The organism is Ureibacillus sp. FSL K6-0786 (assembly GCF_037965165.1).
GTDB lineage: Bacteria > Bacillota > Bacilli > Bacillales_A > Planococcaceae > Ureibacillus > Ureibacillus thermosphaericus.
Genome location: NZ_CP150191.1, coordinates 2,762,536 through 2,788,877 on the forward strand (window position 1 = coordinate 2,762,536; position 26,342 = coordinate 2,788,877).

Here is a 26,342-nt window from a genome sequence, read left to right on the forward strand (position 1 = left end):
GCGTAATATATATAGGGTACTCTAATACATTGAGACCCTTAAAACCTTAAAGTTATTTAGCCAATCCATCAATGAAATATAATTTAAATAAATTAGATATTTCTTCTTTATCAATAGCTGGATGCTGCTTTTCCCAATCAAATATTAAAGCAACATACATTTTTAACATAACAAATGCTGTGATTTCAGGATTGCACTCTTTAATTTCACCACGGTCAATTGCTTCTTGTATAATTCCCTTCATGTAGTGAATGACTGCTTGTTCAACACGCTGTATTACTTCTGCTACTGCTTGTGTTCCCAGTTCTCTTTCTTCTTGAAAAAGTTTGATTGTGAGCTGATGAGACTGTCGAAATTCTAGAAGTCTTAATAATACACGATGAATGTTTTCATCGAAGCTACTATTAGGATTAATGGCTTTTTCTGCTTCAGTTTTCATATCTTTAATAAGAGATGTAATAATTTCATCAAATAGTTCTTCCTTATTTTTAAAGAATGTATAAATTGTACCTTTTCCCACATTGGCAAGTTTCGCGATTTGATCCATCGTGGTTGCTTTGTATCCAAATAAAGAAAAGGATTTTTTTGCAGCTTCGAGTATTAATTGTTTTCTGTCAACGCTCAATACATTCACCTCACTTTAATAAATTATGACCAAATGAGAAAATTAGTCATTTGTTTCACGTAATGTACTTTACCACACAATATCTCCCTTTGCAAGTGTATTTACATGTTATGTAGTTTTTTTATTATCTTAGTAAATTCGCTGATTCGTAAGAAACGATTCAATAAATCAATCGTTATATGCTGTAAATCTATGTCAGAAAATACTTCACTGAAACTTTATCGAAAATAGAATCGTAATAATGGGGAAATTTCTTAAATGAAGGAGAGTAAACTATGTCATTTTTTAACAAAATGCTAGCATCTTTTGGTATTGGTTCAGCAAAAGTGGATACTCAGTTGGAGAAGTCTTCCTACAGTGCTGGTGAAACGGTGCGCGGTGAAGTAGAAGTATATGGAGGAAATGTTGCTCAACAAATCAATACGATTTATTTCACTTTATATACGACTTATATAAAAGAAGTCGATGATCGAAAAGTTTCGGTTCCATTTGCATTCCATAAATTCAAAATTAGTGATCCTTTTATGATTCAAGCAAATGAAACAAAAATCATCCCGTTTTCTTTCGTGCTGCCAGTAGACACACCTGTAACGATAGGAAATTCTAGAGTATGGGTGAAAACGGAATTAGACATTCAAAGCGGTGTGGATTCAACAGATAAAGACTTTATAGAAGTTCGTCCATCAAGATTGGCTTCTCATGTGTTAAATGCTGTACAACATTTAGGTTTTCGTTTACGAAAAGCGGAAAATGAACAAGTATCATTCCGATACCGAAAAAACTATCCTTTTATTCAAGAATTTGAATTTGTTCCAGTAACAGGGCCGTTTCGAGGTCGATTAGATGAACTAGAGATTGCTTTTCTTTCCCAAGAGGAAGGCTACGTGGAATTATTATTGGAAGTGGACAGAAGAGCAAGGGGACTTGGTGGATTGTTTGCTGAAATGTTGGATGTGGATGAAAGCCACGTGCGCGTTACATTTACAGAAGCGGATATGTACCATATTGAATCTAAGCTTCAACAAATTATTTCGAGATATTCATAATGTAAAAATCTATTATCTTTTATATAAAACAGAGATTGCCAACAGAATGAGCGGACTAGTGAAGTTAGGATCCTAGTTCGCTCGTATAACAGGCTATTTTTTCCTACATTTTCAGTGAGTTAGTAATTTTAAGTGTTTCAAATCTAAAACAAATTCACCGGATTTTAATATATCAAGTCCAATCAAACCTTGAATATTAAATCCTTGCAATGTTCCAAAATCAATATGAACATTAGGAAACGTCTTTTCGCCAATTTTTACATAATCCAATTTTTTCATAAAACTATATTCTACTCCACCGATTCCATAATGACGAACTAGCGAATCTCCGTTTTCAAAATAGATACCTATCTCTTGTACTGAATCAATATTGATAAAGGAATGGGAGGCACCTGAATCGATTGCAACTCGGCTTAACAATTTACTTTTCCCTTTATAGCAAATTTCAATTGTTGATAGCAATAAACCATCTTCAAAGAGAAGCTGCATATTTTACCTCCCAAAAGCTTTTATTTCCATTCTATTTCAATTTGTTAATCAATATTCAATTTGTTAATCAATATTCAATTTGTACTTATATGTGTTTTATTTCTATTACGCAGAATAAAACCAATTGCAATAACGATGAATATTAATAATAATTGGAACAAGATTATAGGTAACGGATTTGTTAAATAAGGCTGAACATAAGCATCTTGAATAATCATTTTTGATGCAGTCCATGCAAGGACACCAGCACCTAAATAGATGAAAATAGGAAATTTTTCGATGATGCGAATGACAATTGTACTTCCCCAAACAATTATGGGAATAGAGATAAGGAGACCAAAGATGACTAGTAGCATATTTCCATAAGCTGCTCCTGCAACCGCAATAATATTATCAATGCCCATTAAAAAATCTGCTAACATGATTGTCCAAGCTGCACCCCAAAAGGATTTCTTTGATACGCGTATATCGGTATTTTCTTCAGTCACTAGCAGTTTTATCGCTATATATACTAACAATACGCCGCCAATAAATAGTAATCCATCAATTTCTAACAATTTCACTGCAAGCAGTGTAAAGATAATGCGCATAAAAATGGCAGCTAGCGTTCCAATGATAATAACCTTTTTTTGTTGTTTCGATGGCAGATTTTTTGCAACCATTCCAATCAATAATGCATTATCGCCAGCAAGAACAAGATCGATAAAAATAATAGACATTAGTGCAGTGTAAAATTCCATCGAAATAGTTTCCATATCTGCTCTCCCATCTATACTTTTTTGGAAAGTATATGTCCTACCATCCATGTTAAGAAGTAATTTACAAAGAAGGTATTTTTAATTGACATGAAATTATCGTTTTTTTATAATTTAGTGAGAATATTTCAATTCGTACTATGTATCATAAACAGCTTATACTTCAATACGATGATGGAGAGAGTACGTTTTTGTCCAGTGGAAAGAGAGAGATTCCGTAGGCTGAAAGAATCTTCACTAGTGGCAATTGCGGAAAGCTACTCCAGAGTGCAGTTAAAACCTGCCGTTCACTTACGTTACAGTGGCTAGAGTGACAGTTTCAAAATGAAACGGTTAAACGAGTATTTAGGTGTACGATATGAAATGAAACTGTAACGAGGGTGGTACCGCGAAATTTAATGTCTTCGTCCCTTATTGGGATGAAGGCTTTTTTTTAATTTCAAAAATATTAGTAGGAGGTAATATTGAATGAAAGCAGCAGACATTCGTCGCAAATTTTTAGATTTTTTTATTGAAAAAGGCCATGCAGTTGAACCATCAGCTTCATTAATTCCAGTGAATGACCCGTCTTTACTTTGGATTAACTCTGGGGTAGCGACTTTAAAAAGATATTTTGATGGTCGTGAAATTCCTGAAAATCCACGTATTACAAATGCTCAGAAATCCATTCGTACAAACGATATAGAAAACGTAGGGAAAACGGCTCGCCACCATACATTTTTCGAAATGTTAGGTAACTTCTCTATTGGTGACTACTTTAAGCGAGAAGCAATTCATTATGCTTGGGAGTTTTTAACAGATCCAAAATGGATGGGATTTGACCCAGAACTGCTTTCAGTAACAATCCATCCAGAAGATGAAGAAGCTTATAACATTTGGAAAAATGAAATTGGCTTACCAGAAGAACGTATCGTTCGCATTGAAGGAAACTTCTGGGATATCGGGGAAGGTCCATCTGGTCCAAATTCAGAGATTTTCTATGATCGCGGTCCAGAATATGGCGATGATCCAAACGATCCAGAATTATTCCCAGGTGGCGAAAATGAACGTTACTTAGAAGTTTGGAACTTAGTGTTCTCTCAATTTAATCACAATCCAGATGGCACATATACGCCGCTACCTAAACAAAACATCGATACGGGTATGGGCCTTGAACGGATTACTTCTGTCGTACAAAACGTTCCGACAAACTTTGATACAGATTTATTTATGCCAATCATTGAAAAAATTGAAGAGTTTGCAAACCGTCGTTACAAACGACCTGGTGAAATTGATTTGAAAGAAATTTTCAACAATAAAGAAGATATCAACACACCGTTTAAAGTAATTGCGGACCATATTCGAACAGTCGCATTTGCCATCGGTGATGGAGCGCTTCCATCAAATGAAGGACGCGGTTACGTAATTCGCCGTTTATTACGTCGTGCTGTAAGATATGCAAAACAAATCGGTATTGAAAAGCCATTTATGTTTGAACTCGTTCCAACTGTTGGAGAAATTATGAAAGACTTCTATCCAGAAGTAAGTGAGAAAAGTGAATTTATTCAACGAGTTGTGAAAAATGAAGAGATTCGTTTCCTAGAAACATTAGATGGTGGCCTTGAAATTTTAAATGAAGTAATTGAACGTGAAAAGAAATTAGGGCGTAATGAAATACCAGGTGAAGACGCGTTCCGCTTATATGATACGTATGGATTCCCAATTGAATTAACAGAGGAATATGCTGAAGAACAAGGAATGACAATCGATTACGAAGGTTTTGAAGCGGAGATGGAAAAACAGCGTGAACGAGCAAGAAGTGCACGTGTTGATGTTGATTCTATGCAAGTGCAAAATGAAGTATTAACGAACTTAAAACAACCTTCCGTATTCGTTGGATATGAAGTGGCAGAATGTGACTCAACCATCGTTGCTATGGTAGGAAACGGTCAGGAAGTAAATGTAGCTTCTGAAGGAGAAGAGGTATTAGTCATTTTAGCGGAAACACCATTCTATGCTGAAATGGGTGGTCAAATCGCTGATAAAGGTACTCTTGAGAGCGATACATTCAAAGCTGTTGTAAAAGATGTTCAACTTGCACCGAACGGGCAGCATCTTCATACAGTAATTGTTGAATCAGGTGAAATGCATCTTAACGATCATGTAAAGGCGCAAGTGAATGCAGAAGAAAGAAAACTGATTGTGAAAAACCATACGGCAACTCACTTATTACACCGTGCTTTAAAAGATGTATTAGGTGAACATGTAAATCAAGCTGGTTCATATGTAGGTCCAGATCGTTTACGCTTTGACTTTACACACTTCGGACAAGCAACAAAAGAAGAGTTAGAAAAAATTGAACAAATCATCAATGAAAAAATTTGGGACGACATTGAAGTAGTTATTGAAGAAATGCCGATTGACGAAGCAAAAGCTCTTGGTGCTATGGCCCTCTTCGGCGAAAAATATGGAGATATCGTTCGCGTTGTACAAGTAAGCGATTATTCAATTGAGCTTTGCGGTGGTTTACACGTAAACCGCACATCTGAAATTGGATTGTTCAAAATCGTTTCAGAAGGTGGAATTGGTGCCGGGGTAAGACGTATTGAAGCTGTTACTGGTAAGGGGGCATATCTTGCAGTAAAAGAAGAAGAAAAAATCTTGCAAGAAGCAGCTGCACAATTTAAAGCAAATCCAAAAGACTTAGTAATGAGAATTCAAGGCTTACAAAGTGAATATAAAGAATTACAACGAGAAAATGAATCATTATCACAAAAATTGGCAAACCTTGAAGCAGCAAACGTTCTTGATTCAGCACAAAAAATCGGCGATATAACTGTTTTATCTACACGAGTAGAGGCAAAAGATAATAATCAACTTCGTCAAATGATGGATGATTTAAAAGTGAAGCTTGAAAAAGCAGTTATTGTTCTTGGAGCTGTTGACGGAGATAAAGTCATGCTTTGTGCAGGTGTAACAAAAGATATTGCTGGTAAAGAATATCATGCAGGTAACATCGTCAAAACAGTAGCTGAGAAATGCGGAGGAAAAGGTGGCGGTCGTCCTGACATGGCAATGGCTGGTGCGAAAGAAGTTTCAAAACTTGATGAAGCCCTTCAATCTGTGTATGATTACGTTAAATCTATATAATAATTAAAAAGAAATCTATTTCACTGACTAATTGAATCAGTTATAATATAGAAAATGGAGCTAGAATTTCCAACTCCTTATTTCCGAAAGCGAGGTGCTGGTCTTGAGTTCGTTTGATCAAACAATGAAATTTAGCTTTCCAGAAGAATCAATGGAAGATGAAGTCAAGCAAGTAATGCTAAAAGTGTACTCTGCACTTGAGGAGAAAGGGTATAACCCGACAAATCAAATCGTAGGGTACTTGTTATCTGGTGATCCGGCATATATTCCTCGCCATCAAGATGCACGAAATTTAATTCGTAAACTTGAACGTGATGAAATTTTAGAAGAGCTTGTGAAATTCTATATTAGAAATAACAAATGAGGAATAATCAATGAGAGTAATGGGATTAGATGTCGGTACGAAGACAGTTGGCATTGCAATCAGCGATCCATTGGGTTTAACAGCTCAAGGAATTGAGACGATTCATATAGACGAAGAAACTGGCGAATTTGGGATTGAGCGAATTAAAGAGCTTGTAAAAGAGTACGGGGTTACCGAATTTGTTGTCGGATATCCTAAAAATATGAACAACACTGTTGGTCCACGAGGAGAAGCTTCCGAGAACTATAAGAAGCTTTTAGAAAATGCGTTCAATTTGCCAGTAACGCTTTGGGATGAACGTTTAACAACAATGGCTGCTGAACGAATGCTCATTGAAGCCGATGTCAGTCGAAAAAAGAGAAAAAAAGTAATCGATAAAATGGCAGCGGTCATGATTTTACAAGGATATTTGGATAGTAAATCATTTAAATAAGATCCCATGTTGGGTGAATAAAGTGATTTCATCATGTTTTATACTTTCCTAAAGACAATTATGTCGAGGGATGATTATATATTTTGTTTATATTCTTAAAAAGAGGTGACCAACATGGTACATGAACATGATTATGAAGAAAGACATATTACTGTAATTGATGAAGACGGAAATGAGCAATTATGCGAAGTAATACACACTTTTGATTCTGAGAAATTCGGAAAGTCCTATGTATTATATACAATCGTCGGTGCGGAAGAAGATGAAGATGGTCAAATCGAAATTTTCGCTTCTTCATTTACTCCTGCTGAAAATGGAGAAGATGGAGAACTTCAGCCGATTGAAACGGAAGAAGAATGGGATATGATTGAAGAAGTATTAAATTCTTTGGAAGAAGAATTTGAACTAGAAGACGATGAAGAATAATCATATAAAGTAGGCAAAATTTTGCCTACTTTTTTCATGCTTATGATTGATTTACTTGTTAATAATATCGATTATTTTTCATGGAACGTTCCACACTAAACTTGAAAAGGTTATAAATATTAGGAGGAAAACATGGATCAACAATATTTTTATTTAACAACAGAAGATGGTGTAGAGATGAAATGCAAAGTATTATTTACCTTTGATACAGACGACCATTCTTATTGCATTTATACGATAATCGATGAAGATGGTAATGAAAGCGAAGAAATTTCAGCAGTACGATATGAACTTGATGAAAATTTAGAAATGACGAATTTTCAGGAATTGGAAACAGAAGAAGAGTGGGACATGGTTGAAGAAGTATACAATACACTAGTTGATACATTTTCTGAAGAAGAAAGAGACGCATTTATTGCAACGGATGAAGAAGGAAATGAAATAGAATGCAAAGTCATTTATCGATTTACATTAGATGAATTCGGAAAAAAATATGTCGTGTATACAACCGATGAAACGGAACCAATTGAAAACCTTTATGTTGCAAGCTACGTCGATTCGGAAGATGGTGAAATACAAGAAATTTTCCCAGTAGAGTCAGATGAGGAATGGAAAAAAATTGAAGAAACAGTTGAGTTTTTGAATCAATAACTCTAATCAATCCTTTTAGGCTGAAGAATTCCTGCGGTTTGATTTTTTCATACCGCAGGGAAACATAATAAAAACAGTTGTATTGACAATTTATTAAATCATCATTGTTATAAATTGTTGTTTGAAAATTCGTATTTATCAGAAATGATAAGATTGATAGAACTTTTTCTTGTGAAAAAACGTACAAATACATATACAAAACGAAAGAGTCAACCGAAAGCGCATTTCAATATTGTTAATTCTTTCATAATTTTATATGATATGTTAAGAGTTGCAAGGGGGGAAACCAGTGGAGCAAGAACAACAAAGGAAAAATGAAATAATGGATAAAGTAAAATTGCGTAAACAAGAAGGAAAAGTAGTCCGTCGAATTGTAACAACAGTAACGCTGTTTATTTTGACGTTAATTGTAGTTGTTGGGTTATCTGGCACGTTATTTGTAAAAAGTGCATTACAGCCTGTTGATCCACAATCGGAAAAACAAATTCAAGTAGAAATTCCTATGGGCTCTGGGTTATCTACCATTTCAAAAATATTAGAAGAACATGGTATTATAAAAAATGCGACAATCTTTAAATATTACGCAAAATTTAATAATCAGTCGAATTTCCAAGCCGGCAATTATACGATGTCGCCAAGCATGACTTTAGATGAAATTTTAGAAAGCTTGAAAACAGGAAAAGTATATAGAGAACCTGTACTAGCGATAACGATTCCAGAAGGATTAACATTAGAGCAGATTGCTAACATTATTGAAAAAAAGACGAAATACACAAAAGAACAGTTTATGGAGAAGGTAAACAGCGAAGAATTCATTAATAGCATGATGGCTTCTTATCCTGAACTTATTACGGAAGAGGTATTGGATTCCAACATCCGTTACCCGTTAGAAGGATATTTGTTTCCTGCGACTTACGCATTCTATGAAGAAGATGTTACTTTAGATGATATCGTTATTCCGATGATTGAAAAAACAAACGATGTCATCAATGAGTATCAATCTTTAATTGCAGAAAAAGAGATGACAGTTCATGAGCTATTAACATTTGCTTCATTATTGGAAGAGGAAGCCACTGAAAAGACGGATCGCGAGACGATTGCAAGCGTATTTTATAACCGATTAGAAATCGGCATGCCTCTTCAAACGGACCCAACTGTATTATATGCATTAGGCGGACATAAAGAAAGAGTATTATATGAAGATTTAGAAGTTCAAAGTCCATACAATACTTATGTGAACCCAGGATTACCACCAGGTCCAATTGCTAATGCTGGTGTCGTTTCAATTGAAGCTGCTTTAAATCCTACAGATACTGATTATCTCTATTTCTTAGCGGATAAAGAAGGGAACAATCATTTCGCGAAATCATACGATGAACATCTACAAAACAAAAGTCTTTATTTGAATAATAAATAAAATGCAAAAATAGCAGAATTAACCATGTTGGTTAACTGCTATTTTTTATTCATTCAATTCCGATATTGGTAATCATTCGGTCAATAGTCTGAATTCTAAACTTTTCAATATGAAAATAGTAAAGAATGTTCGCTTTCCATTGATTTTCATGTTATGATTAGATGTGATTTTTCCATAGTGTAGTTGATTAAAGCCAACTCGTTTGGTTTTTTTCTTTTTATATATAATCTGAAGGAGAGAAAACATGGAGTTTTCAGATCAGTTCATAGAGTCCTTCATTCATCCTCGGAATGAATTGCTGCAAAAAATGGAACAATATGCACAAAATCACCATGTTCCGATTATGAAAGCTTCGGCAATCGAAGTTTTAACTCAAATACTGCGTATTCAACGACCGAAGACAGTTTTAGAAATTGGTACAGCAATTGGCTATTCGGCTATTCGCATTGCTGAAGCGGTGCCTTATTGCCGTATCGTTACAATCGAAAGAGATGAACAACGCGTCCAACTTGCTAAGCAGTTTATTGAGGAAAGTCACGTTGGAAACCGAATTACGGTGATTGAAGGAGATGCGTTAGAAGTAGATGTAACGAAGTTTCAATCTACTTTTGATGCTGTTTTTATTGATGCAGCGAAAGGGCAAAATATGCGCTTTTTTGAAAAATATTCTCCCCTAGTTCCGTCAGGTGGAGTCATTTATATTGACAATATTTACATGCACGGATTATCGGACATTCCATTGGAAGAAGTACCAAAACGAAAACGCTCGATGATTCGCAATTTAAAAGAGTTTACCGAGTGGATTAAAAACCATTCAGATTATTCTACGACCTTTGTCCCCGTTGGCGATGGTTTACTAATTTGTTTAAAGAGGTGAAGACATTTGAAAAAACCAGAATTACTCGTGACGCCTAAATCAATACCCCATATTAAAGAATTAATCGAGGCTGGTGCCGATGCATTTGTTATCGGTGAACAAAAATTTGGATTGAGACTTGCCGGAGAATTTTCCATTGACGAAGTAAAAGAAGCCACGCAAATCATCCACGAAGCAGGTAAGAAAGTTTATGTTTCTTGCAATGCTTTATTCCATAATGATCGCATTGATGCGTTGGATGAATATTTAAAACAATTACAACAAATTGGACCTGATGCGATTTTATTCGGTGACCCTGCAGTTCTCATGTCAGTTCGGGAATTTGGTATTACAATTCCTCTACATTGGAATCCAGAAACAACAGCAACAAACTGGTTCCAAGTAAATTATTGGGGAGAACGAGGAGCGAAGCGTGCAGTATTAGCCCGTGAGTTATCCCTTGATGAGATTTTAGAAATAAAAGAAAACTCCAAATACGAAATTGAAGTACAAGTACATGGGATGACTTGCATGTTCCAATCAAAACGGAAATTATTAGGAAACTATTTCCTTTACCGAGGAGAAGTAATGGAAATTGAAAATCGAAAAGAAAATAAAAACATGTTCTTACACGATAAAGAACGTAACAACAAATATCCGATATATGAAGACTTGAATGGAACGCATATTTTCTCACCAAATGATATTTGTTTAATTGATGAATTAACAGAGTTTTTCGAAGCGGGAATCGATTCGTTGAAGATTGATGGAATTTTGCAAACTGAAGAATATATTACGACAGTAACAAGCCTTTATCGACAAGCAATTGATGCTTATTTCGATGAAGGGGAAGATACTTATGATGAAATAAAAGATGAATTATTCGAAAAAATTAAAGCAATTCAACCGCCATTACGTCCATTAGATACTGGATTTATTTATAAGGAAACAGTTTATTAAGAAAGGGGGATCTCCATTGTTACAATTAATTGAAAATGAAAGCATTCGTGAAACAATAAATGGCAAACGCATTATTACGAAAAAGCCGGAATTACTTGCTCCTGCGGGTAGTTTAGAAAAATTAAAAGTAGCTGTACATTACGGTGCTGATGCAGTATTTATCGGTGGTCAAGAATTTGGATTGCGTTCCAATGCAGATAATTTCACCATTGAAGAAATGCGTGAAGGTGTTGAATTTGCAAAAAAATATGGTGCAGTAATTTATGTAACGACAAATATTTTTGCCCACAATGAAAATATGGCAGGCCTAGAAGAATATTTGCGTGCAATTGCTGACGTAGGTGTAAAAGGAATCATTGTAGCAGATCCATTAATTATTGAAACATGTAAAAGAGTAGCGCCAGAGTTGGAAATCCATCTTTCAACTCAGCAATCTTTATCGAACTGGAAAGCGGTAAAATACTGGAAATCTGAAGGTTTGGATCGGGTTGTTTTAGCCCGTGAAGTAGGTGCGGAAGAGATTCGTCTAATCAAAGAAAAAGTGGATATTGAGATTGAAACATTCGTTCACGGTGCTATGTGTATTGCATATTCTGGGCGTTGTGTGTTATCAAATCACATGACAGCTCGTGACTCAAACCGTGGCGGTTGTTGTCAAAGCTGCCGTTGGGATTATGACTTATATGAAAATGTAAATGGGGAAGAAAAACCTTTATTTAATGAAGGAGACGCACCTTTTGCAATGAGCCCGAAAGATTTAAAATTAATTGAATCCATTCCTCATATGATAGAATTAGGAATTGATTCATTAAAAGTAGAAGGGCGCATGAAATCCATTCATTACGTTGCTACGGTAATTTCAGTTTATCGCAAAGTGATCGATAGCTATTGTGCGGATCCGGAAAATTTCAAAATTAAAAGAGAATGGTTGGAAGAATTAGATCGTTGTGCAAATCGTGCCACAGCTTCAGCATTCTTTGAAGGGGAACCAAGCTATAAACAACAAATGTTTGGTTTCCATGCGAAGAAGCCGGAATGGGATTTTGCTGGATTTGTTTTTGATTATGATGAGGAAACACAAATGGTTACATTGCAACAGCGCAATTACTTCAAAACAGGAGATACGGTAGAATTCTTCGGTCCAGAAATCGATACATTTACTATGACAGTCGGTCAAATGTGGAATGAAGAGAATGAACCGATTGAGGTGGCGAACCACCCACTTCAAATCGTGAAATTTAAAGTCGAAAAACCACTTCACCGATACAATATGATGAGAAGAAAAAATAAATAAGAACTGCTCTTGAAACAAAACTCATAGTATAATATGATGAGTATGGTATTGATTCTTTTGCATGATTTTTACATTATTCACTATTAAATGACAATTTGATATATTGTTGAAATAAAATTCGGTTATTAGAAAGCGTCCGTTGGATTCTTCTAAATTGTCCAAAGGCAACATATGCTTTTCTAATAACCGGGTTTTATCATATATAAGAAATTTTTCTTCAGAAAAAGAAAACGATTGCATTACAAAATATGGTAATGTGATTGGATGAAAAAAGTGATGTTTCTTAAGGAGTGAGTGTCTTGTCAAACGAAAAACAATACCCAATGACTTTAGCGGGTAAAGAAAAATTAGAAAAAGAACTTGAATATTTGAAAACAGAAAAAAGAAAAGAAGTTGTAGAACGCATTAAAGTTGCTCGTGGTTTTGGAGATTTATCTGAAAACTCCGAGTATGATTCTGCAAAAGAAGAACAAGCATTTGTAGAAGGGCGTATTTCTGCAATTGAAAATATGTTGCGTAACGCAGTGATTATTGAAGAAAGCGAAGAAGATGCAGATATCGTTACCCTTGGTAAAGCGGTAACATTTATTGAATTGCCGGATGGCGAAGAAGAAGAGTATGTAATCGTTGGTTCTGCAGAAGCAGATCCTTTTGAAGGAAAAATTTCGAACGATTCTCCAATCGCGAAAGCATTATTAGGTCATAAAGTTGGAGATGTAGTGAAATTAACAACTCCTGGCGGCGAAATGGAAGTTAAAATCGTAGCAATTCGTTCTTCAAACGACTAATGGATAATAAAGTCGACAAATTTTATAAAAATTTGTCGACTTTTTCATTTGTAATATTCATATGACAACAATATTAAAAATTTAGTTGAAGTATTTGTTTATCTCAATTTCTTGGTAATATGGAAAAAGAAATATAAGGAGGAATCATATGGCGAAGGAAAAACAAGAATTAAATAGCCGTAGAATGAAACGTTATTCAGATAATAAACGAAAAATGAATCGTATACTCAATGTATTGATAGCCATTGTATTTACGTTAATTGTGATTAATATTTATTTCATCGTAAAAGATGATGAAGAAGATGAAGTGGCTAGAGAAGATACGAAAGTGGAAGAATTAAAAGAACATGAAGATAGTGAAGAATTGGAGGAGCAGGATAGTAAAAAGGATGAAGAAGAATCTTTAGACGCTTCAAATAAAAATGAAGAGCCAAATAATCTGCAAGAAGACAATTCGTCCATTCATGATGAAAACAATGATGAAATTATCGTGTCTACTTCCTCAGATGCCAATGTGGAAAAAGTCATTGTTAATAACAACTGGCAAGTGACGCCTACGAGACAAACTGGTGAGCACGTTTCTGCTTTTGAAGAGGGCCATGTAGATTATGAAGAAAAATTATTGACGATTCGAAATGCTGTGGAATTACAAGAAGATAATATTATTTATTGGTCTGTAAGAAATGATGGCACAGGAAAAGGGGCAGTTGCCGTTGTATCATCAAAAGATCAAACAGAAAAATATCGAGTTCACATAAAATGGATTGAAAATGCAGGATGGATTCCAATTAAAGTAGAAATACTAAAAAAAATTGATGGCACGTATGAAGTAATGAATTGACCACAATGGATATTTCCGTTAAGTTGGAATAGATGTGGATTTCAAGGAGGAATTAAAATATGAAAATTGCAGTTATCGGTGCAATGGAAGAAGAGGTTGAATTATTGCGAAAAGCATTAGAAAATAAAACCGTTACGACCATTGCAAATTGTGAATATACTACTGGTACATATAAAGGAAAAGATGTCGTTTTATTGAAAAGCGGAATTGGAAAAGTGAATGCTGCCATGTCCACAACGATTTTACTTCATCATTTTCAACCAGATGTTGTTATCAATACAGGTTCTGCTGGCGGCTATGACCCTGATTTAGAAGTAGGTTCCGTTGTAATATCAGATGAAGTTAGACACCATGATGTGGATTGTACTGTTTTTAAATATGAAATGGGGCAAGTACCGCAAATGCCACCTGCTTACAAAGCAGATGAAAAGTTAATGAAACTGGCTGTTGAGTCGGTAAAAGAAGTAGGGGAACATCAATATGGAGTAGGGCTCATTTGTTCCGGTGATTCATTTATGTATGACCCTGAACGAGTTGAAGCGGTTCGAAAACATTTTCCGCAAATGAAAGCATGTGAAATGGAAGCTGCTGCGGTTGCCCAAGTATGTTATCAATTTCAAACGCCATTTGTAGTCATTCGCGCCTTATCAGATATTGCAGGGAAAGAATCCGACATTTCATTTGATGAGTTTTTACCATTGGCGGCGAAACATTCAACTGCAATTGTTCTGAAAACGATAGAGAAATTATAAGGATTCTAGAAGGTCTTGACTGCATCATTTGGTAAAAAGTAATATATATGTAAGCTCGTTATGCATTTTTGGAGGAGGTAAAGGTATGATTTTAACATTAATGTTAGTTTCTGTAACAATTACTGCACTTGTTGGATTGATTGCTTGGTACGGTGCAAATGACGGTTCTGTAAAATCAAAATAAAAAACAATTAGCTCGTTTAAATTAATATTTAAATGAGCTTTTTCTATTTATATAAGAATTGAGCCGGCTCAACATTTGAGCTGGCTCATTGTTTTACTTTTTTTCCCGTTCTCTTTCTCTTTCATTTTGATTATGTTTAAATTGTTGGTACAATTTCACAAGAGCTCTTTTTTCAATTCGAGATACATAACTTCGGGATATGTTTAATTTTTTTGCAATTTCTTTTTGAGTTAAAGGTTCTTCATTATTTAATCCGTAACGGTAAATAATAATTTCCAATTCTCTCGGATCCAATGTATTGAGATACGTATACAATTGTTCGAAACTTTCTTTTTGTTCGATTTTTTCAATTGCAGGTTTTTCATCTAGTTGTAAGATGTCTCGTATTTGCAAAGATTGTCCCTCTTTATCCACTCCAATGGGTTCGAATAAGGATACGTCTTTTTGGACCTTTTTTTGTGCTCGAAGGTGCATGAGTATTTCATTTTCAATGCAACGGGCTGCATATGTTGCGAGGCGAGTTTTTTTATCTGGTGTAAAACTGCTCACAGCTTTCATTAACCCGATCGTTCCAATTGAAATATAATCGTCCAATTGTTCGTGTGGGGGATGGAACTTTTTCACCACATGGGCAACAAGCCGCATATTCCGTTCAATTAAATCAAGTCGCGCTTGCTCATCGCCCGCTAAAAATCGTTCAATTGCTTTTGCTTCTTCTTCTGATGTGAATGGTTTATGAAATGCCTGACCTTTAAGGTATCCTAGAAATGCGGGAATATCTAACCAAAGCTGAATCAGTGATGCCAATATTCCGCTCAAGGAGGTCATCCTTTCCGCTTTTTTCGACATTATATGAATTGAAGTATGAAAAAATGCGTAACGACGCTTATTCTGTAGAAAAAAGTAAAATTCATAAGAAAAGGCTTGAAAGAACTGTTTAACATTTGATAGTTTAGTAAATGTTTCAATTGTTGTAGTATTATGTGAGGAGCATTGAGTTCCATCGTTATGTTCGTGCTACATAGGTTTCAAATTGAAGGTTATGCTATAATGGGAAATAAATTTTTGTAAGAGGGGAAAAGGTTTTGTATAAGTTATTTTTACCAAATGAATTTGTTGCATCAGTGTTTGAAATTACTCCAGAAAAATTAAAATCACTTGGAATTCGAGGTATAATAACCGATTTGGATAATACATTAATCGAATGGAATCGAAAGGAAGCGACGAAAGAAATTGCTGAATGGATGAGATTGATGCAAGAAGCAGGCATCCAAATCATCATTGCTTCCAATAACAACGAAGAAAGAGTAAAACGGTTTGCAGAACCATTGAAAATACCGTATATTTATCGTGCAAAAAAACCGCTTGGACAAGCTTATAAAGCTGCTCTTCATAAATTGCAATTAAATAGAAATGAAGTGGCAATGGTAGGCGATCAGTTGCTTACGGATATTTTAGGTGCAAAACGATTGCAACTTTATACTTTTTTAGTTCGACCTGTAGCGGAGTCGGATGGCTTTGTTACGCGCTTTAACCGTTTTGTTGAACGACGCTTATTTAAAGTATTAAAAAGAAAAGGAATTACGATGTGGGAGGAACAATAATGACAGAAATGCCAACTTGTATTGGCTGCGGTGTAAAAATTCAAACTGAAAATCCAGAAGAAACAGGCTATGCGCCGCCAAAAACGTTAGAAAAAGAAACAGTAATTTGCCAAAGATGTTTTCGATTAAAAAACTATAACGAGATTCAACCGGTACGATTAACTGATGATGACTTTTTGAGAATATTAAATGGCTTAGGTAATCATGATGGACTGATTGTGAAAATTGTAGATATCTTTGATTTTAATGGAAGCTTCATACCAGGAATTCATCGATTTGTTGGAAATAATCCGGTATTACTAGTAGCAAATAAATCGGATTTGTTACCGAAATCTGTGAAACGAGAAAAAGTGGTACGTTGGCTAAAGAGAGCTTCACGAGAATTTGGATTACATCCTGTCGAGGTAAAACTAGTAAGTGCCCATAAAGGACACGGAATGGATGAAGTCATTGAAACAATCGATCAATATCGTGAAGGAAAAGATGTATTCGTAGTCGGTTGTACCAATGTAGGAAAGTCTACATTTATTAATCGCATTATCAAACGCGCTACTGGAGAAGGGAATTTAATTACAACATCTCATTTCCCTGGAACAACTCTAGATATGATTGAAATTCCAATGGAAGATGGAAAAGCAATTTACGATACGCCCGGTATTATCAATCATCACCAAATGGCTCATCATATTCATGAAAGTGAGTTAAAGTATATTACACCGAAGAAGGAAATTAAGCCAAAAGTGTATCAATTAAATGCTGAACAGACATTATTTATCGGTGGACTAGCTCGATTTGATTTTATTAAAGGTAATCGCAACTCGTTTACTGTGTATGTATCAAACGAACTTCCAATCCATCGTACGAAATTGGAAAAAGCCGACGCATTATATGATGAACACCGAGGCAAGTTATTATCTCCGCCTTCGGAAGAGTATATCAACCAATTACCTCCAATGGTTCGTCACGAGTTTTCGATAAAAGAAGGTAAAACAGATATCGTCATTTCCGGGCTAGGGTGGATTACAGTGCAACAACCAAATGTTGTCGTTGCTTGTCATGCGCCTAAAGGTGTAGAAGTATTTATACGTTCTTCTTTAATTTAAGTATTGGAAGAGGGTTAGGTAATGAAGAAATGGTTTGCTGTTATTGGTGATCCGATCGCTCATTCAAAATCGCCGTTCATGCATAATACGTGGTTCCATGAAATGGGAATTGATGCGACTTACATTCCAATCCACGTGAAAAGCGAACAATTGGAGGAAGCCGTTGCTGCTTTAAAATTGTTAGGTGCTAGTGGATGGAACGTGACAATTCCCCATAAGGAATCCATTATACCTTTATTAGATGACATCGATCCGATTGCTCAAAAGATGGGGGCAGTCAACACAGTTGTTAGACTAAATGATGGCTCATTAAAAGGTTATAATACCGATGGTGCTGGTTTTGTACATGCTTTAGAAGAGGCGGTCGGAAAGAACAAAGAGAAGAAAGTGCTTATGATTGGAGCTGGAGGAGCAAGCAGGGGAATTGCTTTTGCGTTGCAGCAATATGGTTATGAACAAATCCATATTGCCAATCGCACTGTTTTAAAAGCAGAAGCAATCATCCAAGAACTCGGTGAAGGGATTGCTCTTTCTCTTGAACAAGCAGAAAAACAATTAAATCAATATGGTATTATTATTCAAGCAACTTCTCTAGGGCTTTCAACTGGAGAAAACAAGCTCCCAATTTCATTGGATCAATTACAAGAGGGAACAATTGTTGCCGATATCGTGTATAATCCGTTAATGACGCCTTTCCTGTTAGAAGCTGAAAAACGACAAGCAAAAATTGTAACTGGGCTAGGAATGTTTATTCATCAGGGAGCAATCGCATTTAACCATTGGCTAGGTCAATATCCAAACACCGAAAAAATGATGGAGAAATTGATAGAGCAATTAAAATAGATTACTAGGAGGAACCTATGCTTACAGGTAAACAAAAAAGATTTTTGCGGGCAGAAGCCCATCATTTAAATCCGATCTTTCAAGTAGGGAAGGGCGGAGTGAATGAACAAATGCTTCGCCAAATAGAAGATGCTCTTGAAGCCAGAGAGCTTATTAAAGTTCGCATTCTAGATAATTGTGAAGAAGATAAACACGATGTAGCAGAAGCATTGGCTTCGGGAACAAATTCTGAACTTGTACAATTAATTGGCCTTACAGTTGTGTTATATAAACCTTCAAAGAAAAATAAAAGAATTCAATTACCTAAATAAAATTTAAAGTCAGGTGTTCTTTAATGAAAAAAGTCGGCATATTAGGGGGAACTTTTAATCCTCCACATATCGGACATTTAATTATGGCAAATGAAGTGTATCATGCCTTACAACTTGATGAAGTCCGCTTTATGCCAAACGCAATTGCTCCACATAAAAAAAAGGAAGACGAATCAACAAATGAAAATCGCCTGCAAATGGTGCAATTACTAATAAAACCTTATAAAGAATTTACGGTGGAAACGATTGAACTGGAACGTGGTGGAGTTTCTTATACTTATGACACGATGGTGGCATTAAGAGAAAGAGAGCCGGATGTCGAGTTTTATTTTATTATTGGTGGAGATATGATTGATACCCTCCACACTTGGCATCATATCGATGAACTCGTAAAAATTGTTCAGTTTGTTGGTATTAAGCGCCCTGGTGCCAAGTCGGAGTCACCTTATAACATTATTATGGTAGAAGCTCCAGATATAGCTTTATCTTCCACATTAATACGTGAACGGTTTGCCACAGGTGGAACATTAAGATTTCTATTACCACCGGAAGTGGAAGCTTATATTCGAAAGGAAGGACTTTATGGAGCGAAGTGAATTATTGAATCGAATTAAATCTCGAATGCCAGAAAAGCGCTATATTCATACAATAGGAGTAATGGAAACGGCAATTCAATTAGCTGAACTATATGGAGCAGATGTGAAAGCAGCAGAAACAGCTGCCATTTTGCATGATGTTGCGAAATATGCGGATGAAGATTGGATGAAAAATATCGTAAAGGAACACGGTCTGGATACAAGATTGTTGGATTGGGGGCCAGAAATTTTACATGGTCCTGTAGGTGCTTGGATTGCCGAACATGAATTTCATATATCCAATGAAGATATTTTAAATGCCATTCGTTTCCATACGACAGGTAGAGCAGGCATGTCGAAATTGGAGAAAATTATTTATATTGCCGATATGATTGAACCGAATCGATCATTTGATGGAGTAGAAAAGTTAAGAAATAAAGCACAACAAGATTTAAATCAAGCGATGTGTGCATGTATTCGTCATTCCATTGCCTTTTTAGTTCATACAAAGCAGCCGATTTTCCCTGATTCCATCGAATGTTATAATCATTATTATAAATAATTTGTTTAGCTTTTTTGACAATTCGAAAAAATAGATAGTAAATACAAAAAGGAGAGGAATTGTGACTCAATGGTAGATTTGTTGCAAGTAGTTTATAAAGCATTAGACGATAAGCGTGCAGAAGATATCGTCATTTTAAATATGAAAAACATTTCATTACTGGCAGATTATTTTATTATTTGTCATGGAAATTCAGACCGTCAAATTCAAGCGATTGCTAGAGAAGTGAAGGAAAAAGCTGAAGAAAATGGCTTTGATGTTAGAAGAATGGAAGGATACGATTCTGCTCGTTGGATTTTAATCGATTTAGGTGATATGGTCGTTCATGTATTCAATAAGGAAGAACGACAATTCTATAATTTAGAACGATTATGGGGAGATGCACCACAAATCGAAGTGCCGAGTGTCAGTGAATAGTTACGAACGTTTTGCCGAAGTGTACGATGTTCTCATGGAAGACATCCCATATGATCAGTATGTTAAGTGGGTTACTGCCTTTGCACCAAGTTCCAATTATCCCACATTATTAGATGTCGGATGCGGGACTGGTACATTATCGATACTGTTTAGTAAAGCGGGTTATCAAGTTAGTGGCATTGATTTATCTGAATCAATGCTTACAATTGCTCAAGAACGGTCCCAAAAAGAGGATTTGACGATACCGTTTTACCATATGTCAATGGATGATTTAGAGGGCTTTTCAAATATAGATGTTGTTGTCATTCCCATTGATTCAATCAATTACTTACAAAGTGAAAAACAAGTGAAAGAAACGTTCAAAAGAGTATATTCATCTTTACGTGTGGGAGGTCAACTATTTTTTGATGTCCATTCCGTTTATAAAATGGATGAAATCTTTTTACAAAGTCCTTTTACGTATGATGACGGCGAAATTTTCTATATCTGGTATACAGAAAAAGGGGAAGAAGAGCATTCTGTTGTTCATGACATCACATTTTTTGTAATGGAAGATTTAACGAATCTTTATGAGCGTTTTGATGAACAACATTATCAGAGAACCTTTTCAATTGAAACTTATGAAAATTGGTTAAAGGAAGTTGGTTTTTCACAAATATTTATAACTGCAGATTGGGAAGACCAATCACCTACCAACACGAGTGGACGTATTTTTATTCGTGCAGTGAAATGACATCTTTTCTTTAGAAGGTAAATCGAGTATCATAAAGGTGACTCCATATGATTTACCTTCTAGAAGGGGTGCTCTATGATTTTCCACGATTTCTTAAAGAAATATGGAAAAATGCTTGTAGCACCCGGAATCCTTTGCCTATTCATTGCTATCTATTTACTTCAGCAAGACAGTTCGGATGACGCTGAACTCGTTTCAACCATTCCTCAACCACAAATTTTCGATGACATGGAAACCCTTCAATCGGAAGAACCCACTTCTACAAAAGTCATTGTTGATGTAAAAGGGGCTGTAAAATTTCCCGGCGTATATGAATTAACAACAGAAGATCGAATTATCGATGCCATTCAATTAGCGGGCGGTTATGCAGAAGAAGCTGATTCAAACTATATTAATCATGCACAAAAATTGCAAGATGAGATGGTTATTTATATACCAAAAATAGGTGAACTTCTTCGGGATGAAGAATACCAACCGTTAGGACAAGCTCTTCAACAAAGCCATTCATCAAGCAAGAAAGAGTCGTTAGTAAACATTAACACCGCCGATGAGTCCAAATTAATAACTTTGCCAGGAATCGGTCCTTCAAAAGCTCAGGCAATCATCCAGTATCGTGAAGAACATGGACCGTTTAAAAAAATCGAGGATTTAAAAAGTGTTTCTGGCATCGGTGAAAAAACCTTTGAAAAATTGAAGGATTTTATCACGATATAACTAATATTTAATTATTTTCTTCTATACTAGTAAATAGAAATCATTTGGAGGTAATCATATGGAGCGCATTACTTGGGATCAGTATTTTATGGCTCAAAGTCATTTATTGGCTTTACGAAGCACATGTCCACGTTTGAGCGTTGGTGCTACGATTGTGCGGGATAAACGAATCATTGCGGGAGGTTACAACGGCTCCATATCAGGGGATGAACATTGTATTGATGAAGGTTGTTATATAAGAGATAATCATTGTGTGCGAACAATCCATGCAGAAATTAACGCTCTATTACAATGTGCAAAATACGGTATTTCAACAAATGGAGCAGATATATATATCACTCATTTTCCTTGTTTGCAATGCACTAAAGCAATCATCCAATCTGGCATTAAAAATGTTTACTATGCTAGTGATTATAAAAATGATCCATATGCTATCGAAATATTAAATAAAGCCGGAGTAAATGTTGTTCATGTGCCGTTTAATAAATCAAAAATTGACTTTTTAAAAGACGAGAAATATCAAATAGTTTTAGATTTGTTGGAGAAGTTACGACAAAGTGGCGCCGATAAAGAAGAATTATCCTTATATGAAGAGAAGGTGAAGGAGTTATTTGATATTTCAACATAAGTGGATTTACTATGCCTTGTCGGTGCTCATTGCCTCCCTCAGTGTGCATGAGACCACATGGCTTTTATTGTTACTTATACCGCTAGTTTTGCATGCTTATTTGATAAAGTTTCATCCAGTGCAAATTACTATACTTTTATTTTGTAGTATTAGTGTTTTTCTCTATTTCTCCACCCAATTAAAAGAAATAGAAAAGCCCATCATCTTGACGGGAATTTATACGTGGACGCATGAATATAAAGTAAATGGCGATAAGATAAGAGGGTTGATGAAAGATGAAAATGGTAGGAAAGTCTATGTGACATATAAACTCAGCTCTGAAGAAGAAAAACATATTTTCGAATCGATGCCTTTAGAAGGAAAGAGATTCTTAGTTGAAGGGGAAATGGTGGAACCTAAAAGACCCCAACATCCCTATAGTTTTAATATGAAAAAGTATTTAAAAAGTAAAGGTGCGACAGGTATCTTCGAAATTCATAGGCTTCAATATATTGACACGAAATCATCTTTCCATCAAAAAATTAGTGTTATGCGTTTTCATTTGAAAAAACATATTGAAAAGACGTTTCCAACATCTCTTGCTCCTGAAGCAAAAGCTTTACTAATCGGTTTACAAGATGATGTGGATGATGAAACAACGAGGGCTTATCAAAAATTAGGTATTACTCATTTGTTCGCCATTTCTGGATTGCACATTGCGATTTTTGCTTTCATTATTTATGAAGGGCTGATTTGTTTGCGTATAAGGCAAGAGATTGCGACCATTCTTCTAATAATTCTATTGCCAATTTATGCGATTGTTGCAGGTGGAGCTCCTTCTGTTTGGCGGGCGGTAACTGTTTTGGAGCTGATCATCATTTCACGATACAAACGTCGCCTTGCAATAGATGATGCTCTTGCCATCAGTTTCATCGGTTTTGTGATGATTGAGCCATGGGTTATCTATCAAGTTGGCTTTCAACTATCTTATTTAGCTACAGTTAGTTTAATTTATTCTAGTAGATTTTTGCATTCGATTAATTCTTGGTGGTTAAAATCGTTTTTCATTACTTTTGTTTGCCAGTTAATCGTTTATCCTCTATTGCTATATCATTTTTATGAACTAAGTATCTCCTCGTTTATCGTCAATCTATTTTATGTGCCTCTGTTTTCCTTTCTTATTTTGCCAATCAATATTGTTTTGTTAATCCTTTCATTTATTCCAATTCCTTTATCCAATCTATTTTTTACAGTGTATGAACCTTTTCGGCTTCTAATAACAAAATTTACTTTCGTACTACAATCTGTTCCTTACCAAATGTGGGTGCCAGGCAAACCTTCCTTATTTTCGATGATACTGGCTTATGTCAGTGTGTTGATGGCATTATACTTCATCGATTGTCGAGCAAAAATCCGATATATCGTGTTGGTATTACTAATTCCTGTATTTCTACTACATTTTAAAGGAAAAATAAACCCACATTTAGTTATTTCCTTTGTGGATGTTGGACAAGGCGATTGTATCGTCATCGAACTTCCTTTTCGAAAGAAAGTGTATATGATTGATACAGGCGGGGTTTTGCGATTTCAACAGGAGGAGTGGAAAGAAGGTACTCGATATGAAGTGGGAAGACAAGTAGTCGTTCCGTATTTGAAAGGAAAGGGAATTTCAAGCATTGATACGCTTATATTAACACATGCTGATAGTGATCATGTGGAAGGAGCTGAAGAAATATTAAAAGAGATTCGCGTTCGAGAAATACATGTAACGCCTTCTTCTTTGAAAAAGCCAGTTATGAATGATTTAATGGTTGAGGCAAAGATTCAAAAAGTTCCTATTAAGGAACAAATGGCTGGAAATGCATGGCGTGATGGAGAAGTGTTTTTTCAATATCTTTGGCCTTTTGATACGGATTATGAAGGAAATAATGATTCGCTCGTTTTATATGTTCAACATGGTCATTTTCATGCATTGTTTACTGGGGATTTAGAAAAGGAGGGAGAACAAGAGCTGCTTTCATTATATCCTACATTATCATCCATCGATTTATTGAAGGCTGGCCATCATGGTAGTAAGACCTCCAGCAGCGAAGAATTTATTCGACAATTACAGCCTGCAATTACGATTTTTTGTGCGGGGGAAAATAATCGATTTGGACATCCTCATATAGAAGTTGTAGAACGATTTCAACGAATGGGATTAAAAACATTTACGACAGGGGAAGTTGGGACGATTGAAATCATCGCAAAAGCTCTTGAGATGGAAATAAGAACCGTTACAATAACTATTGACTGAAAAGAAAAATAGAGTGTAGACAGAGGGAGAAACCTTGTCTACACTCTATTAAGTATTAAGCGACAGCATCAATAACTACGGCAATAATGAACATTAATGTGAAAAATAAGAATGATACCGTGAAACCAACCGCAGCATCAGTAGCTTCATTACGTTTGCAAGAAGCATTATCACCTTCGAATGGGTTATGTGTAACGAAATTTTCATTATGATTTGCCATATGATAACCTCCTACTCAAAGTCCATTATAAGTCAATAGATAGTAAAAAGCTATAAGAGATTATTGAATTTCTTTTTGATTTCTATTTCATTTTGACACATTTTATACAAAAAATACAGTTCTTCTCATAATTCGTGTATACTAATGGGTACGAATTGTTTGGAGGTTTACGAAATGTTTACGAAAGCATGGAAAGAAATAGCAAATGGAAAAATCGCTCCAGTATATTGTATTTATGGCGAAGAAACTTACTTTATAGATGAAACAATTGAACGCATAAAAAAAGCCTTGAGTGTTCACGAGGAAGTGGAGATGACGATTTTTGACTTGGAAGAGTCACCGGTCGACTTTGTCATAGATGAAGCGGATACATATCCATTTTTATCAGATCGTAAATTAATCATTGCGAAAAATGCAACCTTTTTAAAAGCTGCCGAAAAAGGTTCGGAAAAAGTTGAGCATGACGTCAAGCGACTAGAAAACTGGTTAAATCATCCTTCCGATTTTGCAGTAACAATCTTTACAGCGCCATATGAAAAATTGGATGAACGAAAAAAAATCACAAAGTTGATGAAGGAATTATCCGTCATGCTTCATGCAGAAGCGCTAGGGGAAAAAGATTTAGCTGTTTGGATTCAAAGTGAGGTTGCGAGCTTTGAGAAAAAAATTGAAGACGAAGCTATAGACAAGCTGGTTGAAATGGTTGGAGAAAATATGAATCAGCTTCAAAGGGAGATTGAAAAGCTTGTTCTCTATTTAGGCGAAGATAAAATGATTACAAGTGATTTAGTGGAAAATCTCGTAGCAAAAACCCTTGAACACGATGCGTTTAAAATGTTAAATGCTTACCTTGCTCATAACGTTTCAGAAGCGCTTCGAATTTATCATGACTTGTTGCGTCAAAAGGAAGAACCCATAAAATTAGTTGGTTTATTAGCAAACAATATACGGACGATGAATAACGTTTACTATTTACATAAAAAAGGTTATCCTCCGACACAAATTTCGAAACAATTGAAGATTCATCCTTACAGAGTAAAATTAATGCTAGAAAAAAGGGATCGTCCAAGTGAAGAGCGGTTATTGAAGGCGCTAAATGAACTTGCTGAAATTGATATTCTATTAAAAACAACTGGAGGAAACCGGGAAAGATATTTGGAAATGTTTTTATTAAAAAGTTTATAAATTAGCATTCATAAAAAGGAATCCAAAAAAGGCTGTGTAAAAAGTGCTATGCTTTTTATACAGCCTAAGTATTTTCATAAATTAAGTTTAGACGAAAAAAGATCAATTGTTTTAATAACAATTGATCTTTTTATTTGTGCGCCCGGCATGTACATGAACTAT

At 35.4% G+C, this 26,342-nt stretch carries 30 protein-coding genes and 1 other annotated feature; of the genes, 25 read left to right on the top strand and 5 right to left on the bottom strand.

Features of this window, described 5'->3' with window-relative positions:
• Positions 1–52: 52 nt before the first annotated feature.
• On the bottom strand, positions 53–625 hold the full coding sequence (locus tag NSQ18_RS13615; RefSeq protein WP_339288371.1) for a TetR/AcrR family transcriptional regulator: 573 nt from the start codon (positions 623–625) through the stop codon (positions 53–55).
• A 275-nt stretch (positions 626–900) separates the two neighbouring features.
• On the opposite strand from NSQ18_RS13615, the gene NSQ18_RS13620 reads away from it, so the two are divergent.
• A complete protein-coding gene (locus tag NSQ18_RS13620) occupies positions 901–1,671 on the top strand; it encodes a sporulation protein (protein ID WP_016838616.1) in 771 nt (256 codons plus the stop codon).
• A 111-nt stretch (positions 1,672–1,782) separates the two neighbouring features.
• Here the strand turns inward: NSQ18_RS13620 and NSQ18_RS13625 are convergent, their stop codons facing one another.
• Both NSQ18_RS13625 and NSQ18_RS13630 read right to left on the bottom strand, forming a co-directional pair.
• Positions 1,783–2,160 (bottom strand): aspartyl protease family protein, encoded by a 378-nt coding sequence (locus NSQ18_RS13625; protein WP_016838615.1) that lies wholly within the window; start codon positions 2,158–2,160, stop codon positions 1,783–1,785.
• 74 nt (positions 2,161–2,234) lie between these two features.
• Positions 2,235–2,966, bottom strand: coding sequence for a TerC family protein (locus tag NSQ18_RS13630; RefSeq protein ID WP_339288374.1), 732 nt, complete (start codon positions 2,964–2,966; stop codon positions 2,235–2,237).
• Between the two features lie 111 nt (positions 2,967–3,077).
• Positions 3,078–3,330, top strand: a binding site (T-box leader).
• A 53-nt stretch (positions 3,331–3,383) separates the two neighbouring features.
• Here NSQ18_RS13630 and alaS point away from each other — a divergent pair.
• From alaS to mtnN, 12 genes are all read left to right on the top strand, one after another.
• Positions 3,384–6,044, top strand: coding sequence for an alanine--tRNA ligase (gene alaS / locus NSQ18_RS13635; protein ID WP_016838613.1), 2,661 nt, complete (start codon positions 3,384–3,386; stop codon positions 6,042–6,044).
• A gap of 103 nt (positions 6,045–6,147) precedes the next feature.
• Positions 6,148–6,408, top strand: a complete 261-nt coding sequence (locus NSQ18_RS13640) for an IreB family regulatory phosphoprotein (RefSeq protein WP_016838611.1) — start codon at positions 6,148–6,150, stop codon at positions 6,406–6,408.
• A 10-nt stretch (positions 6,409–6,418) separates the two neighbouring features.
• Positions 6,419–6,841, top strand: coding sequence for a Holliday junction resolvase RuvX (gene ruvX, locus NSQ18_RS13645; protein ID WP_016838609.1), 423 nt, complete (start codon positions 6,419–6,421; stop codon positions 6,839–6,841).
• 114 nt (positions 6,842–6,955) lie between these two features.
• The gene (locus NSQ18_RS13650) at positions 6,956–7,267 is read left to right on the top strand and encodes a DUF1292 domain-containing protein (protein WP_016838608.1); all 312 of its coding nucleotides are present in this window, start codon (positions 6,956–6,958) and stop codon (positions 7,265–7,267) included.
• A gap of 132 nt (positions 7,268–7,399) precedes the next feature.
• On the top strand, positions 7,400–7,918 hold the full coding sequence (locus tag NSQ18_RS13655) for a DUF1292 domain-containing protein (protein WP_016838607.1): 519 nt from the start codon (positions 7,400–7,402) through the stop codon (positions 7,916–7,918).
• A 322-nt stretch (positions 7,919–8,240) separates the two neighbouring features.
• Positions 8,241–9,335, top strand: a complete 1,095-nt coding sequence (gene mltG, locus NSQ18_RS13660; protein WP_040764647.1) for an endolytic transglycosylase MltG — start codon at positions 8,241–8,243, stop codon at positions 9,333–9,335.
• A gap of 244 nt (positions 9,336–9,579) precedes the next feature.
• Positions 9,580–10,212 carry an O-methyltransferase gene (locus tag NSQ18_RS13665; protein WP_016838605.1) on the top strand — a complete coding sequence of 211 codons (633 nt, stop codon included), beginning with the start codon at positions 9,580–9,582 and terminating at the stop codon, positions 10,210–10,212.
• Positions 10,213–10,218: 6 nt separating this feature from the next.
• Positions 10,219–11,151, top strand: a complete 933-nt coding sequence (locus NSQ18_RS13670; protein ID WP_016838604.1) for a peptidase U32 family protein — start codon at positions 10,219–10,221, stop codon at positions 11,149–11,151.
• A 28-nt stretch (positions 11,152–11,179) separates the two neighbouring features.
• Positions 11,180–12,445, top strand: a complete 1,266-nt coding sequence (locus tag NSQ18_RS13675; protein WP_172597920.1) for a U32 family peptidase — start codon at positions 11,180–11,182, stop codon at positions 12,443–12,445.
• Positions 12,446–12,744: 299 nt separating this feature from the next.
• Complete coding sequence (gene greA / locus NSQ18_RS13680) at positions 12,745–13,233, top strand: transcription elongation factor GreA (protein ID WP_016838602.1); 489 nt, start codon at positions 12,745–12,747, stop codon at positions 13,231–13,233.
• Positions 13,234–13,381: 148 nt separating this feature from the next.
• Complete coding sequence (locus tag NSQ18_RS13685; RefSeq protein WP_016838601.1) at positions 13,382–14,074, top strand: YrrS family protein; 693 nt, start codon at positions 13,382–13,384, stop codon at positions 14,072–14,074.
• Between the two features lie 59 nt (positions 14,075–14,133).
• Positions 14,134–14,826, top strand: coding sequence for a 5'-methylthioadenosine/S-adenosylhomocysteine nucleosidase (gene mtnN / locus NSQ18_RS13690; RefSeq protein WP_016838600.1), 693 nt, complete (start codon positions 14,134–14,136; stop codon positions 14,824–14,826).
• 277 nt (positions 14,827–15,103) lie between these two features.
• Here mtnN and sigK read toward each other — a convergent pair whose 3' ends face one another.
• Positions 15,104–15,829: an RNA polymerase sporulation sigma factor SigK gene (gene sigK, locus NSQ18_RS13695; protein WP_016838598.1), complete on the bottom strand. Its 726-nt coding sequence runs from the start codon at positions 15,827–15,829 to the stop codon at positions 15,104–15,106.
• A gap of 266 nt (positions 15,830–16,095) precedes the next feature.
• On the opposite strand from sigK, the gene NSQ18_RS13700 reads away from it, so the two are divergent.
• From NSQ18_RS13700 to NSQ18_RS13750, 11 genes are all read left to right on the top strand, one after another.
• Positions 16,096–16,614 (top strand): YqeG family HAD IIIA-type phosphatase, encoded by a 519-nt coding sequence (locus NSQ18_RS13700; protein WP_016838597.1) that lies wholly within the window; start codon positions 16,096–16,098, stop codon positions 16,612–16,614.
• On the top strand, positions 16,614–17,717 hold the full coding sequence (gene yqeH / locus NSQ18_RS13705; protein WP_016838596.1) for a ribosome biogenesis GTPase YqeH: 1,104 nt from the start codon (positions 16,614–16,616) through the stop codon (positions 17,715–17,717). The genes NSQ18_RS13700 and yqeH overlap by 1 nt, the downstream gene beginning before the upstream one ends.
• Positions 17,718–17,738: 21 nt before the next feature.
• Positions 17,739–18,560: a shikimate dehydrogenase gene (gene aroE / locus NSQ18_RS13710; RefSeq protein WP_339288378.1), complete on the top strand. Its 822-nt coding sequence runs from the start codon at positions 17,739–17,741 to the stop codon at positions 18,558–18,560.
• Positions 18,561–18,577: 17 nt separating this feature from the next.
• Entirely contained in the window at positions 18,578–18,871 is a 294-nt protein-coding gene (yhbY, locus tag NSQ18_RS13715; RefSeq protein WP_016838594.1) for a ribosome assembly RNA-binding protein YhbY, read from the top strand.
• A 23-nt stretch (positions 18,872–18,894) separates the two neighbouring features.
• Entirely contained in the window at positions 18,895–19,467 is a 573-nt protein-coding gene (locus tag NSQ18_RS13720; protein ID WP_016838593.1) for a nicotinate-nucleotide adenylyltransferase, read from the top strand.
• Positions 19,454–20,008 carry a bis(5'-nucleosyl)-tetraphosphatase (symmetrical) YqeK gene (gene yqeK, locus NSQ18_RS13725; RefSeq protein ID WP_016838592.1) on the top strand — a complete coding sequence of 185 codons (555 nt, stop codon included), beginning with the start codon at positions 19,454–19,456 and terminating at the stop codon, positions 20,006–20,008. Before NSQ18_RS13720 ends, yqeK begins: the two co-directional genes overlap by 14 nt.
• Positions 20,009–20,077: 69 nt before the next feature.
• Positions 20,078–20,425, top strand: a complete 348-nt coding sequence (gene rsfS / locus NSQ18_RS13730) for a ribosome silencing factor (protein ID WP_168412852.1) — start codon at positions 20,078–20,080, stop codon at positions 20,423–20,425.
• Positions 20,418–21,158 carry a class I SAM-dependent methyltransferase gene (locus tag NSQ18_RS13735; protein WP_311733649.1) on the top strand — a complete coding sequence of 247 codons (741 nt, stop codon included), beginning with the start codon at positions 20,418–20,420 and terminating at the stop codon, positions 21,156–21,158. The genes rsfS and NSQ18_RS13735 overlap by 8 nt, the downstream gene beginning before the upstream one ends.
• Positions 21,159–21,233: 75 nt before the next feature.
• Complete coding sequence (locus NSQ18_RS13740; RefSeq protein ID WP_016838589.1) at positions 21,234–21,872, top strand: helix-hairpin-helix domain-containing protein; 639 nt, start codon at positions 21,234–21,236, stop codon at positions 21,870–21,872.
• A 58-nt stretch (positions 21,873–21,930) separates the two neighbouring features.
• On the top strand, positions 21,931–22,500 hold the full coding sequence (locus NSQ18_RS13745) for a ComE operon protein 2 (RefSeq protein ID WP_016838588.1): 570 nt from the start codon (positions 21,931–21,933) through the stop codon (positions 22,498–22,500).
• 205 nt (positions 22,501–22,705) lie between these two features.
• Positions 22,706–24,775, top strand: coding sequence for a DNA internalization-related competence protein ComEC/Rec2 (locus NSQ18_RS13750; RefSeq protein ID WP_339288382.1), 2,070 nt, complete (start codon positions 22,706–22,708; stop codon positions 24,773–24,775).
• Positions 24,776–24,830: 55 nt separating this feature from the next.
• Here NSQ18_RS13750 and NSQ18_RS13755 read toward each other — a convergent pair whose 3' ends face one another.
• Entirely contained in the window at positions 24,831–24,995 is a 165-nt protein-coding gene (locus NSQ18_RS13755; protein ID WP_016838586.1) for a YqzM family protein, read from the bottom strand.
• 174 nt (positions 24,996–25,169) lie between these two features.
• On the opposite strand from NSQ18_RS13755, the gene holA reads away from it, so the two are divergent.
• Positions 25,170–26,180 (top strand): DNA polymerase III subunit delta, encoded by a 1,011-nt coding sequence (holA, locus tag NSQ18_RS13760; protein WP_339288383.1) that lies wholly within the window; start codon positions 25,170–25,172, stop codon positions 26,178–26,180.
• Positions 26,181–26,342: the final 162 nt, after the last annotated feature.